Origin of the sequence: Gordonia rhizosphera NBRC 16068, from assembly GCF_000298195.1 — a bacterium.
Lineage (GTDB): Bacteria > Actinomycetota > Actinomycetes > Mycobacteriales > Mycobacteriaceae > Gordonia > Gordonia rhizosphera.
Genome location: NZ_BAHC01000097.1, coordinates 1 through 13,845 on the forward strand (window position 1 = coordinate 1; position 13,845 = coordinate 13,845).

Below are 13,845 nucleotides of genomic sequence, written 5' to 3' on the forward strand. Positions count from 1 at the left end.
GCCAACTTCCGCGTGCTCGCCGGTCTCGTTCAGATCGTTGTGTTCGTTGGGCTCGTTGTAGTCGCTGCCGTCGCCATCGCGATTGTGGTGATCGGACGATTCCCCCGACGGGCCCACCACCGAGGACTCCGGGGCGAGCGCCTCCTGGCTCTGGGTCTGATCAGTCGAGCTCGGTGTGACCTGATCGGCCCCCAGAAAGCCGGTCGGAGGGGCCGCGTTGCCCGGTCCGGACGACTGCATCGACGAACCGGTGCCCGAGTCGAATCCGGGCACCGCGTTGGCGACGCCGGCTCCGAATCCGATGGCCACCGCTGCGGCGAAACCCGCTGCGAGGATGCTGTTTCGGATGCGACGTATCCGACGGGGCGAGTGCTGAGGCATGCTGTTTCCTTTCTGACCGGATCGCCGGATCGACGATCTGACCACAGGCTTGCTCGCCGCCACTGAGAGGCCGCTGAGTTCGGCTGAGTACGCGCCGACGATGCGCCCGACCCGGCGAGAACACGCAATTCGGGTGAGCACGCGAGGTCCCGGAGTTAGCTTAGGCTAAGCTCCTCTCATGACTACGCGCCGACGTCTCAGTCTGCTCATCGCGGTGTTCGCGGTCCTGCTTACCGCCCTGACCGCGTGCAGCGCACCCGACGAATCCACCGAGGCCGGAGGGGCACCGATCCAGGTCAACACGTCCAAGGGGTCGGTGACGATCACCGGGGTACCGAAACGCATCGTTGCGCTCGGCGCGCAGTGGATCGACGTGGCGTTGGCGTTCGGGGTCACGCCGGTGGCCTATCTGGACAACATCGCCGTGCTGACCGGTGACCCTGCTCCTTGGGCTCGGGACCAGCTCGCCGATTCGACGGCCCTGAGCACCGACGACACCGTCGCACAGATCGCCAAGGCCGAACCCGACCTGATCCTCGCCACCGGGTACATGGCCGAGGGTCAACCGGACCTGTATGCGAACGTGTCGAAATTGGCGCCGACCATTCCGGGTATCACCGGCAAGCAGATCGACCCGTGGGAGGACATGGTCAGCTTCCTCGGGACGGTGCTGCGGCAGCCGGAGAAGGCCACCGAGATCACCGACGCGGTCAATGCGAAGATCGATGCCGCCCAACAGAATCTGCCCGGTCTCGAGGGCAAGACCTACACGATGGCCTACATGTACTCGGGCGATCAGATCCAGGTCCTCGGCGACCCGGAGGACGGCGCCACCAACCTGTTCACCTCCCTCGGGATGAGTATCGCGCCGACGCTGGTCTCCGAGTACGAGAAGAACGGTCAGCCGCGTTTCCCGATCTCGACGGAGAATGTGCCCCTGCTGAACTCCGACATGCTCGTGGTCACCGCCAACACCGAGCAGTTGATGTCCACCCTGGCGGCGCTGCCCGGTTACCAGGCACTGAGTTCCGTGCGCGGCGATGCGGTGAGCCAGATGTCGGTGGCCGAGATCGGCGGCCTGAACGAGCCGACACCGTTGTCGATCCCCTACTTGCTGGACAAGATCTATCCGGCGCTCGAGAACGCGGCGCAGTGAGAACACCACGATGACGAGCACCCACACCACGGTGACACGTACCGCCTACTCGCTGACCCCCGGCGCACGGTGTCTGCTCGGCGGCGGCGGTGTCGCCGTGCTGCTGCCGGCGAAACAGCGGCTGGTCGGCTTGTCGCCGGCGCAGGTGGCGCTGCTGCGTCGGCTCAACGCCGGACCCCTCGACATCTCGGACCAGGCCGACGCCGCCACCGCCGAGTTCCTCGACCGGCTTGTCGCGACCGGGGTCGTCGAGCTCACCGTGTCTGTCGACGGACGGAATCTGTACTCGCTGAGGCCGTTCCGGCGACCGCCCGGTCCGCGGCCGGCACCGTCGGACCTGCGTCTGGAGTCCTCGCGGTTCACAGTGGTCCGTCGCGTCGACGTCGACGTGATCTCGGAGAACCCGCGGTCGTGGTGTGACATCGTGGTGCGCGACGCGGCGGCGCTCGGCGTGCTCAGCGGCCTCGACACCGACCCGATTGCGGCGCTGCCGCCCGCGGTCGCAGTCCGCATGCGGGCAGATCTCGCGTGGGCCGGTCATGCCGTCGCACCCGGCGTGGAGACGCGCGAGTTCGCCACGCGCAGTTGGAGTCCGCACGAGCTGTGGTTTCATCGGCGCAGCACCGTCGGCAACCGGGCGGCGGCGTTCGCCGGGTTCGGACCGTCGCGCTGGGCCGACGGCGCGTTCGAACCGACGCCCGCCCGACGCGAACCCTATCCCGGCGCGGCCATCTCGTTGCCCACGCCGGACCTGGACGCGCTGCGTCGCGACGACCGGCCGTTCACCGCGGTCGTCGAGTACCGCACGTCGGTGCGGGACTTCGACGACACACGTCCGGTCACCCTCGCACAGCTCGGTGAACTGCTGTATCGATGTGCGCGCACGCGCAGTGTCCGCACCGTGGACGCGAATCGTCCTGTGCCCGAGCAACTGCCGTCACGACCGTATCCGTCGGGCGGTTCGCTCTACGAGCTCGAGATCTATCCGGTGGTGCGCACTGTCGCGGGTGTGCCGGCGGGGATGTATCACTACGACTCCTTCGAGCACGTGCTGCGGCCGGTGGCAGCATACGACAATCCGGCCGTCGAGCGGCTGATCGCGCCCGCATCGTTGACGCTGGCCGATGGGCAGCGCCCACAGGTGATGTTCGCGATCGCGGCGAGGGCGGGCCGGATGATGTGGGCCTACGAGCAGATGCCGTATGCGGTGATCCTCAAGCATGTCGGTGTGCTCACCCAGTCGCTCTATCTCACCTCCACCGCGATGGGACTCGGTGGTGTCGCACAGGGTTACGGCGACACCGCGGCCTTCGCCGAGGCGACGGGCGCCGACGAGCTCGTCGAGTGCAACGTCGGCACCTTCGTCGTCGGCACACCCCGCGCCTGAGCGCCCCGCGCCTTGCGCGGGGCGGGTGTCAGGTCGCCGACCCGGCTAGCGCCGCGGCGAGCGCGGCGACCGAGCGTTGCCACAACTCGGTCAGTCGCGCGGTCTGCGTCTCGGTGAGCACCGCGTCGTTGTAGCGCCAGTTGGCGACCAGCTGCGAACCCTCCGGTGTGCCGCGGACCACCGCGACGACGTCGAGCGCATAGCGTAGCGGCAGATCGGGTTCCGGATCCGAGGGCAGGTTACGGTTGACGTCGAGGTCGGTGATCGGAGCCCACGGCGCCGACCCCGACGACACGTCGTGTTCGGTGTGCAGGTCGTAACGTCCGAGATAGTTGAACTCGACCTGAGGATCCGCCGCGTCCCGCAGATCCGGATCGCCGGCGGTGTATTTGAGGACGCCGAAGTCGAGGCCGGCGGCGGGGATCGCGGCAAGCTGGTCGACGACGTCGTCGAGCAGGGCCCGTCCGGCGTCGGGGTCGGCGACGACGCGCTGCGCGTCGAGGTCATGGCCCACGCCGAGCCGTGCCGGGAACACCGACGTGAACCAGCCGAGCGTGCGGGTGGTGTCCATCGTCGGGCCGGCCAGCGCATCCTCGCGCCCATGGCCTTCCAGCGCGAGGTAGGCACCGCAGGCGGGGTCCTCGCCGCGCTCGCGTCGCCAGCTCGCCAACGTCAGGGTCAGTGCGCTGATCAGGAACTCGCGCATACCGATACGGCGGTCGAGGCCGGCGAGGATCGTCGCGGTGGTGGTCTGATCGGTCAGCGACACCATGGGCCGAAGCGACGACCAGGTGTCGCGGCGCGGGTCCGGGTGCCGCGCACCGAGTGCCGGGTCCGGTGCGCCGACCTGCCGCAGCCAATGCTCCCGCTGCGCCGTCACGTCGGGATCGCCGTGCCGCGACGCCACGAACCGACACCACGCCCGGTAGTCACTCGCCTCCACCGGCGGCGACAGCGGCTGCCCGGCGGCGATCGCAGCACCCAGCTCCGCCAGGTCGGCGAAGATGATCTGCCAGCTGACCGCGTCGACGGCGAGATGGTGCGCGGCCAGCAGTAGGATGTCGGCGGAGCTGCTGCGGCGCAATCGGACTGCCGCCAGCATCCGGCCGTCGGCCGGGTCGACCGCGTCGTTGGCACGGCGGGCCGCAGCGGTGATCGCGGGCCCAAGGTCGCCTGCATCGACCGCGGTGAGGACCGTCGCCGCGTCCACGACACCGGCGGCGCGGGTGAGCAACCCGTCCGGGGTCAGGTGCGCGCGCAGCATGTCGTGGCCGTCGACGAGGGCCTGCAGCACGGCGACGAGGTCGGGGTCGGACAACCCTCGCGGCAGGGTGAACAGCACGGTCTGGGTGAACCGGCGGTAGTTGCCGTACTCGTACATCTGCTCGACCACCGGCAGCGCCTCGACGAGCCCGACGCCCGCCGTCACCGCGTCGACGGCCTCGTCGGCGGCTCGGTCGATGGCATCGCCGAGGTCGCGGACGGTGGTGTGGGACAGCACCATCCGCGGGGTGACGGTCAGGTCCAGGTCGCGTAGCCGGTGGACGGCGGCCATCGCGATGATGCTGTCGAGACCCAGATCGAAGAAGTCCTCGTCGGCGCCGGGGGCGGTGCCGAGCACCTCGCCGAGCACCTTCTGCACGGTGCGGGCCGTGTCGGTCAGATCCGCGTCGTCGCGGCCCGGCCGGGATTGCAGTGCTGCGGAGGCGGAATCGGCCAGGATACGGGTGTCGAGTTTGCCGTTGGTGTTCACCGGCAGAATCGGTAGGCAGACGATGCGCGCCGGCACCATATGCGATGGCAGAGTGTCGGCGAGGCGGCCACGGAGCGCGCGGGCCTCGAGACCGGCACCCGCGGCGAATCCGACGAGCGCCGGGCCCGCGGATCGCTCGACGACCGTGACCGCGGCGGCGTCCACGCCGGACAGTGCCCGCAGCGCCACTTCGATCTCACCGATCTCGATGCGGTAGCCGCGGATCTTGACCTGGTCGTCGCTGCGGCCGACGAACTCCAGATCGCCGCGACGGTTGTACCGCACCAGATCACCGGTGCGGTACATGCGGGCACCCGGCCGGGCCGGGTCGGCGACGAAACGGGCGGCCGTCATCGCGGGACGCGCCCGATAGCCACGGGTCACCTGGGTGCCGGACAGATAGAGCTCCCCCACCGCCCCGGTGGGGACCGGGCGGAGGCGCGAGTCGAGCACGTGGGCGGTCATCCGGTCGGTAGCCGTGCCGATCGTGGGGTCCGGCGAGTCGCCCATACACGCGACGACGGCCTCGACGGTCGTCTCGGTGGGCCCGTAACAGTTGTGCACGGTCGTGGACGGCGACGCGGCCAACCGATTCCACAGTTCCGGGCCGATCGCCTCACCGCCGAGGGCAAGCACCGTCAGGTGACCCTGTCCCCCGGCGGCCTCGGCCGAACCGTCGGCGACGCGACCCGCCGCGGCCAGCTGACCGAACATCGAGGGCGTGGTGTCGATCATGTCGATCCGGTGCTCACCCAGTGCGGCGACGAGCCGTCCGGCGTCCCGCATCTCGTCGTCGGTGAACAGGTGCAGCGCGTGGCCGTCGAGGAGCGCCGCGAGCGGCTGCCACGACGCGTCGAAACTGAACGTCCAAGCGTGCGCGACCCGTAGTGGACGCCCGAGACGGGCACGCGCCGGTGCCAGCATCCGATCACGATGATCACGGCAGTAGCTGACCAGCGCGGCGTGAGTGCCGATGACCCCCTTGGGTTCTCCGGTGGAGCCGGAGGTGAAGATCACGTAGGCGGCGGTGTCGGGGTGACTCGCCACCGGGTTGGCCGTCGCGGGGCGCCGCGCGATGCGGTCGGCGGTGTCCGGGTCGTCGAGCACGATCAGAGGGGCCATCGGAGCAAACCGCTCGGCATGGGCGATGTCGGTGACGAGGAGGACCGCGTCGGACTGTCCGACGAGGCCGGCCACCCGCTGATCCGGCAGCGCCACATCGATGGGCACGTAGGCACCGCCGGCCAGGAAGGTGGCGAGGATGGCGACGACCGACTCGGCCGATCGGGGCACGGCGATGCCGACCACGGATTCGGCACCGACACCCTGGGCGGCGAGTTCGGATGCGAGACGTGCTGCCGCCGAGCAGAGTTCACGATAGGTGTAGGTGGTCGACGAGGTGATGAGCGCGGGTGCGTCGGGTGTGCGCGTCACCTGGTCGACAAACGCGGCCGTGGCGGTGGCCGGTCGATCGACGCTGTCGGCCCGATCGGTGGCTCCCGGGTGTCCCGAGCGGTCGGCGTCGACGCGATCGCGTTCGTGCGGCAACAGGACGTCGAGCCGGTCGGGGTGCTCGTCGGCGCGGTCCGGCATCTGTTCGAGGACCCACAGCACGCGTTCGGCGACGTCGGCCGGCGAGATCGCGCCGAGCGCGTCGTCGACGGCCTCGGTGATGACGACGAGTTCGCCGTCGAGGAGGTAGGCGACGACGGTGAGCGGATAGTGTGCGAGGCTCTCCATCGCCAGCGGCAGGAATCGGGTGCCGTCGGCGGCGGTGAAGGGCTCGGTCGCCGCACCGATCGGCGCGTTCTCGAACACGAACAGGGTGTCAAAGAGCGCGGCATGCCCGGCGGCGCGCTGGATCTCGGCGAGTCCGACATACCCGTGGTCGCGCATCGCGATGGATTCGCGTTGCAGCGCAACGCAGTTCTCGGCAACGGTGCCCCGTGCGCCCGGGTCGCCGCCGGTCGGTCGTACCCGGGACGGGACGGTGTTGATGAACAGGCCCACCATCTGCTCGGCACCGGGCAGTGTCTGCGGGCGCCCGGAGATGGTGGTGCCGAACACAACGTCGTCGCGGTCGGTGAGGCGGCCCAGGACGGTGGCCCACGCGTACTGCACGGCGGTGTTGAGGGTTAATCCCCTCGAGCGCGCCCACGCCACCAGCTTCTGGGTGTATTCCTGCGGCAAGCGGTGTCGGGTGCGGGCGGGTTCGGTGGCGGCGAAGCCGGGTGCGCCGAGCATCAGCGGTTCCACACCGTGGAGGTAGTCGATCCAGGCAGTGCGGGCGCGATCGGCGTCCTGGGCGGCGAGCCACGCGATGTAGTTGCGGTAGGGCCGCACCGGCGGCAACCCGGCGTCGGACCCGTCGGCGGAGTAGATGGACAGCAGCTCACGGAAGAACAGGGCTATCGCCCAGCCGTCCATGAGGATGTGGTGGGCGGTGACGAGCAACCGGCGCCGGCCTTCGGGCAGATCGATGAGTTTGATCCGCAGCGCCGGCCCGCGCCGCAGGTCGAACCGGGTCGCGCGTTCGGCGGTCGCGATCGCGTCAAACTGCCTCGCGGTGGCGGTCAGTTCCTCCCAGGGCGTCTCGACGACAGCGGGCACGATCTGCACAGGACGCGGAATGTCTCTGTCCCACAGTGACACCCGCAGATTGGGGTGGCGGCGCAGAATCGTGTCCACGCTGCGTTTGAGTCGGCCGACCTCCAGCAGTCCGGTGATCTCGACGGTGAACTGCATGGAGTAGACGTCGAATCCGTCGCCGGTCATCTCCGACAGCGTGAACAGCCCCTCCTGCAGGGGGCTCAGCGCGAGGATGTCCTCGATCTCGGGTGCGGTGCTCATTGCTGTGACCTCCAGGCCGCCCCGAGTGAGGCGAGCATGTCGTCGCTGAGGCCGGACGCGGTCATCGGGGCGGCGTCGACGGCGGTGTCGGACCCCCCGTCTCCGCCATTGAGAGCCTCCGACCCGGCCGCGTCGACCGCCGCGGCGAGTTCGGCGATCGTGTAATGGTCGAAGATCTGTTGGGGTGTCAGGGCGATCCCTTCGGCGGCGGCCCGTGCGGCCCACTGGATGGAGATCACGCTGTCCCCGCCGACCGCGAAGAAGTTGTCGTCGCGGCCGAGGCCGTCCACGCCGAGTAGCTCCGACAGGATCGCCACGAGGCGCTCCTCGGTCGGGCTCTGTGCGCCGCCGCCGGCGGTGGCGGCCGTCGCGATCACGGTCGGAGCGGGGGCGGTGTCGGTGTACGGGTCGGTGAACCGGGATCCGGGGGCGAGTGCGGCCAGCGACTCCGCCAGCGCCGCAGGCGCTCCCGCCCCGGTGACCACCCATTCGCGGACGGAGCCGAGATCCGTGATCCCGGTGTGCTGCAGGGCCGCGAGAGTCCGCGGGCCCGCTTGCACGCGCCGCGGTCGTTCGGTGACGATGAGCTCCACCAGCCGGGCCGGGTCCTCGCCGTGCCGGTCCGGGGTGATCAGCCCGGGCAGCGGCGGAACGACCACCGCCGACAGCGCGGTGTCCGCAGCGTCGGCGAGGGTGTCGAGCATCGCGACGAAGCCCGCGGCCATCGCCGCCACGGTGTCGGGTTCGTAGAGGTCGGCGGCCGCGACGAACCGGCCGTCGATGCCACCGTCCTCGGTGACGGCGAGGTTCACGTTGAGGTCGAGGAAGGAGGTGTCCTGCTCTACCGGCAGCAGCGCCACCGTGGTGCGACCCGCCTCGTCGAGGAGGCGTCCCTCGCTGTTCTGATCGCGGTCCCGGAAGTGGATCATGCTCTGGAACAACGGGTTGCGGGACCGGGTACGGCGCGGGTTGAGGGCCTCGACGAGACGCTCGATCGGGACGTCCTGGTGAGCGAAGGCGTCCAGGACGGTGTCGCGTTCCCGACCGATGAGTTGCCGCAGTGTCGGATCGCCGTCGGTGCGGGTACGCAGCGCCACCATGTTGGCGTACAGCCCGACCAGTGCGTCGGTGCCCGGATCGATGCGGCCCGCGACCGGGGTGCCGATCGCAATGTCGTCGCCGCCGCCGAGACGTGTCAGCAACCCGGTGAGCATCGCGGTGAGTGTCATGAACTCGGTGGCGCCGCAGTCGTCGGCCACACGGCGCACGCGCCGGCGGGTCGTCGGGGAGACGACGAAATCGGCGAGTACCGACCTCGTGGACAGAGCCTGTGGTCGTGGATGGTCGGTGGCCACGGTGATCTCGTCGGGTTGCCCGGCGAGCGCTCGGCGCCAGTGGTCGATCTCGGCGCGACCGAACTCCGCGGGGCCTTCGGAGTCCGCGGCGTCCGCACCGGCGGGGAACACCCGATGCTGCCAGACGGCGAAGTCGGTGTAGGTCAGGGTGAGTGGCGTGAATTGTGGTACCGCCCCGGCGGCGCGTGCGCGGTAGGCGGTGATCAGATCGCGAACAATCACGTCGACGGACCCATGGTCGATCACCAGGTGGTGCACCACGAGCGACAGCACGTGTGAGATGTCGCCTTGGCGCACCAGCGTGGCTGCGACCAGGGGTGCGACCGACAGGTCGAAGACGCGGGCGCGGGCGGCGGCCAGCGCCCGGTCGCGGTCCTCGGAGGTCGCCACCTCCACCATGGGCACGTCGATCTCGACGTTGTCGGCGATTCGGGCGGTCGGCAGCCCGGCGCGGTCGACGAAGGTGGTCCGCAGCGCATCGTGGCGTGCGAGTACGTCGGCCAGGGCGGTGTGCAGTGCCCCGGTGTCCAGCGGCCCGTCGATCCGCAGCGCGAGAGGAATGTTGCCGGCGGCGGCCGGCCCCTCGAAGCGATGCGCGAACCACATCGCCAACTGCGCGTAGGACAACGGGATCGGATCGGGTTGCGCTCCATGGGCCAGCGCCGGCCGACCGCCGAGGCCGATCGCGGCCGGGTCGGCGGTGACCGTGTCGTCACCGAGGTCGGCGGTGTCGTCGAGGTCGCCCAGTTCGTCGAGGTCGATGCCGTATTCGTCGCGCACCGCGGTGTTCACGGCGGCGGCGAGCCCGGTCACCGTCGGATTGTCCAGCGGCAGTCGGACATCCACATCGATACCGAACTCGGTGCTCAGGATGGTGACCAGTCGGGCCGCGAGCAGGGAATGCCCGCCGAGGTCGAAGAAGGAGGAACCGGCGGTGATGTCGGCGGTGCCGAAGATCTCGGCGTACACCGCCGCGATCCGTTTCTCGGTCGGCGTCTGCGGGGCCCGATCCGACCGGGGTGCGGTCGTCGGGATCGGCAGTGCGTCGCGGTCCAGTTTGCTATGCACGGTCAGCGGCACCTCGTCGATGACGGCGATCGCCGAGGGCACCATGTGGTCGGGCAGTACCGCGCGGGCGTGGGCGGTCACGTCGTCGATGTCGAGGTCGTGTGCGGCGTTTGGTTCGGCGATCACGTAGGCGACGAGTCGTGCTCCGGTGTCGGCGGTGTCGACGAGGACCAGGGCGTGGGCGACGTCAGGGTGACCGGTCAATCCGGCCTCCACCTCGCCGAGTTCGATCCGGTAGCCGCGGACCTTCACCTGCTCGTCGGCGCGGCCGACGAACTCGAGGTCTCCGTCGGCGTTACGGCGTGCCAGGTCGCCGGTGCGGTAGAGTCGGCCGCCGTCGGTGAACGGGTCGGCGACGAACCGGGCGGCGGTGAGCGTGGACCGCCCGAGATAGCCGCGCGCGAGCTGTGTTCCACCGAGATAGATTTCGCCGACGACGCCGTCGGGGACGAGGTGCAGTCCGGCGTCGAGCAGATAGCTGGTGACGTTGGTGTTCGGTGTCCCGATGGGCACGATGGCGTTGCCCTGCGGCCGGTCGACCGGATAGTGGGTGGCGGCGACGACCGCCTCGGTGGGACCGTAGTTGTTCGACAGCGCGGCGTCGAAGGTGGTGGTGAAGGCGTCGGCGACCTCACCGGCGAGCGCCTCGCCACCCACCGGCACGGTGCGCAGCATGGTCCACTGTTTGACCTCGGGCACCATCAACAGCGTGGACAGCAGGGTGGGCACCATGTGCATCACGGTGACCCGTTGCCGCACCAGCAGATCGGCCATGTAGCCGATGTCGCGCACCGCGTCGGGTTCCGGGATGACCAGGGTGGCACCGACGGCCAGGGTGCAGAAGATCTCGAACATGGAGGCGTCGAAGCTGACCGACGAGGTCTGCACCAGACGATCCGCCGGGGAGAGCACCTCGCCGGCACCGAAACCGACGAGATGATCCGCGATCGCGTCGTGGGCCACCGGCACGCCCTTGGGGGTGCCGGTGGAACCGGAGGTGTAGATGACGTAGGCGAGGTTCCCCGGACGCAGCGGCGACCGGCGGTCGTCGTCGGTCGGGGCCCGGTCGGCGTCGGGGCCGACTGCCTCGGCCTCGGCCTCCGCGCGAGGAAGGTCGCCGGCGTCGAGGACGAGTCGCGTTGCGGCGTCGGAGATCAGGAACTCAGTGCGCTCGTCCGGGTAGGTGGGATCGATGGGGAGATAGGCGGCGCCGCTCTTCAGCACGGCGAGCGCGGCGACGACGAAGCCGAGTGAGCCGCCCATCCGCAGGCCCACGATGTCCTCGGGTCCGACACCGGATCGGATCAGCCAGTGCGCCAGCCGGTTCGATCGGGTGTCGAGTTCGGTGTAGGTGAGTGTCGCGTCGTCGGCGACGAGCGCCTCGTGGTCGGGTCGGGCGGCCACGGTTCCGGCGAACAGGTCGACGAGGGTGACCTCGGCTCGGGGGGACGTGGGTCCGGCCGACGCCGCGAGAACGCGGGCGCGCGCGGCGTGATCGAGCAGTTCCAGGTCGCGGATCGGCCGGGCCGGCTCCGCGATCGCGGTGCGCAGCAGGTGTAGGTACGTGTCGACGAGTCCAGAGGCGATCGCGTCGGTGAAAAGCCTTGTGTCGTATTCGAGTTCGAGGACCGGTCGGTCGCCGCCGACCACTCCGAACTCGAGCGGGAGTTGTCCGTTGGGGATGCTCAGCTCGTCGAGGTGGGTGGCGGTGATCCCGGTCAGGGCCAGTCCTTCGGTGGCGCCGCGCGCGCTGACGCTGACGGCGACGAGCCGGGTGAGGCCATCACCGCCGATGCGTTCGGGGTTCACCGCGCCGACGACCGCGTCGATCGGCGTGCTCTGATGCGCGAAGGCCGCCACCAGGTTCCGACTCGTGGTTGGGGTGAGCGCCGCGAAGGAGTCGGTGGACCGCGGCCGCGTGCGCAGCAGGAGGGAGTTGCCGAAGTAGCCGATGAGGCCGGCACCCGCGGCGGGCCGATGGGTGACGGGCACGGCGAGCACGACGTCGTCGGCACCGGTCAGCCGGTGCAGGAGAGCGCCGGTGGCCGCCACATGGACGGTGAAGGGGGTGACCGACACGGTGCGGGCGAAAGTCTCGATCTGCCGGGATAATTCGTTCGGGATCGGTCGGGTCAGGCGTGCGCTGCCCGGACCTGTCACTTCCCGGACCGGTGCGAGATCCAGTGGTTCGGGTAGCGGGGTCAGTTGCTCGCGCCAGAACTCGAGATCTGCGGCGGCGGTCGCGGCATCCGAGTCGGCCAGATCGGCGTACTGGCGGGCGAGGTCGGGTAACGGCGGCGCGCCGTCGAGCGCGTTGTAGCGGGCGTTGAGTTCTGAGAACAGCACCGGCCACGAGTCGTCGTCCCAGGCGATGTGGTGCACGGTCAGCAGCAGGACGTGCGCGTGGTCGGCAAGACGGACGAGAAGCAGTCGCAGCGGGTACTCGGCGGTGAGGTCGAACGGTGTGCCGAACTCGCGGCGGGACAGCACCCGCAGGCGGCGATCCTGTGTTCGGCCGATCAGCGAGCTGATGTCGGCGGTGTTCCAGGGCGCAACGGCCGCGGTGTGATGCCGTGCCAGAGGTTCTCCGTCGGGGCCCAGTTCGTAGGTGGTTCGCAAGATCTCGTGGCGGGCGACGATCTCGTCGAAGGCTCGCCGGAGCCGGTCCCGGTCGAGCGGACCGTCGAGGCGCAGCGCGACTCCGACATTGAGGCTGGTGTCGGACCGGTCGCGGTGCGAGGAGAACCAGAGTCGCCGCTGCGCCGTCGACAGCGGGCTCGTCGAGCCCTCCGGACGGCGCTCGGTCGTGACGAGAACGTCTCCCGTGCTGCTCGCGAGGCCGTCGGCCTCGAGTCGCTTGCGCAGCAGTTCTTTTCTACGAAGAAGGTGTCCGTCAGACATGACCGACAGTCTACATTAGGTAAGCCTAACCAATCCCACCGGGTTCTCTAGAGTGAGCAGGGAATCTGGGCGTAGGCGCCGATGTCGCAGATGGAACGGTTGGAGAGCTTCCACTGGCCGCCCTGCCACACCCAGTAGAGCGGCATCTGTGCGGGATTCCAACCAGGCGAACGCAATTCCAGTGTCGCCTTGAGGGTGTTACCGGTGACGGTGACCGGGCCGGTGACCCGATAGGTGAAGCCCAGCGGTTTGAAGCGGGCCAGCACGGTCATGATCGGTTGCGCCTGCCGGACCGCCTTGGCGCCACCCTCGAGGCGTTGGGCCTTCTGGGCGGTCGAAGCACCGCCGGCGAGCGTGTCGAGATCGTTCTGCAACTGCGCTGCGGTCGGGGTAGGACGTTGCTGAGTGGCGCTCTGCTGCTGGACCGTTGTCTGCTGCTGGGTGGTGCCCGGTGCCTCCGGCACGCCCTGGGCGGCCGGTGCACCCGGCAGCATCCCGCCGCCCGTGGCGCCGCCGCCGGCGGGTAGATCCGCGCTGCTACCGTCCGTGGGCGCGGCGGTTGCCGGCGGGGCCGCTGACGGTTTTGCCGCCGTGGTGGACTGCGCCGCCGCGCCGGCAGGCTCGGCCATCGGTGGTGCCGCAGCCTGTGCGGACCCGAGGTTGACCACGGTCGGCTGTGCGCTCGCGGCCGCGTTGCGGTCGCCGAGATCCGACAACAGCAGACCCACAACGCCGATCGTCACGATCACCGACGAGATGATCGCCGCAACGCCCCCCGCCATCATGACTGTCGGCCAGTGCACGCCGCCACGCTCGGGCGCGGATGACGGCTCGGCGACGATCCGGTCCTCTTCTGGTGCCGCATCGTCGCCGACAGACGTCGGCGAGTCGATCGGCCCGGTTTCTGTGTCGTCGTAGCCGGCCGAGATCGGCGACGGTGGGCCGGGCGACCCGGTGGTGGGTGACATCAGAACATTCCTTTCAGTAAGTGTGA

Annotated in this window: 6 protein-coding genes; 2 read left to right on the forward strand and 4 right to left on the reverse strand. The window is 69.7% G+C overall.

Annotated features, from left to right (window positions below; all coding sequences use genetic code 11):
* On the reverse strand, positions 1-381 hold a 381-nt coding region (locus GORHZ_RS11210), incomplete at its 3' end, for a hypothetical protein (protein ID WP_040531403.1).
* Positions 382-559: 178 nt separating this feature from the next.
* Here GORHZ_RS11210 and GORHZ_RS11215 point away from each other — a divergent pair.
* Together GORHZ_RS11215 and GORHZ_RS11220 are read left to right on the forward strand one after the other, a co-directional pair.
* On the forward strand, positions 560-1,537 hold the full coding sequence (locus GORHZ_RS11215; protein ID WP_006333028.1) for an ABC transporter substrate-binding protein: 978 nt from the start codon (positions 560-562) through the stop codon (positions 1,535-1,537).
* 10 nt (positions 1,538-1,547) lie between these two features.
* Positions 1,548-2,924: a SagB family peptide dehydrogenase gene (locus GORHZ_RS11220; protein WP_006333029.1), complete on the forward strand. Its 1,377-nt coding sequence runs from the start codon at positions 1,548-1,550 to the stop codon at positions 2,922-2,924.
* A 28-nt stretch (positions 2,925-2,952) separates the two neighbouring features.
* Here GORHZ_RS11220 and GORHZ_RS11225 read toward each other — a convergent pair whose 3' ends face one another.
* Genes GORHZ_RS11225 through GORHZ_RS11235 form a run of 3 tightly spaced genes read right to left on the reverse strand, consistent with a single transcriptional unit; the run spans position 2,953 to position 13,819 of the window.
* Positions 2,953-7,527 carry a non-ribosomal peptide synthetase gene (locus GORHZ_RS11225; protein WP_006333030.1) on the reverse strand — a complete coding sequence of 1,525 codons (4,575 nt, stop codon included), beginning with the start codon at positions 7,525-7,527 and terminating at the stop codon, positions 2,953-2,955.
* On the reverse strand, positions 7,524-12,851 hold the full coding sequence (locus GORHZ_RS11230; RefSeq protein ID WP_006333031.1) for a non-ribosomal peptide synthetase: 5,328 nt from the start codon (positions 12,849-12,851) through the stop codon (positions 7,524-7,526). The genes GORHZ_RS11225 and GORHZ_RS11230 overlap by 4 nt, the downstream gene beginning before the upstream one ends.
* A 47-nt stretch (positions 12,852-12,898) precedes the next feature.
* The gene (locus tag GORHZ_RS11235) at positions 12,899-13,819 is read right to left on the reverse strand and encodes an MTB12 C-terminal domain-containing protein (protein ID WP_006333032.1); all 921 of its coding nucleotides are present in this window, start codon (positions 13,817-13,819) and stop codon (positions 12,899-12,901) included.
* Positions 13,820-13,845 lie beyond the last annotated feature (26 nt).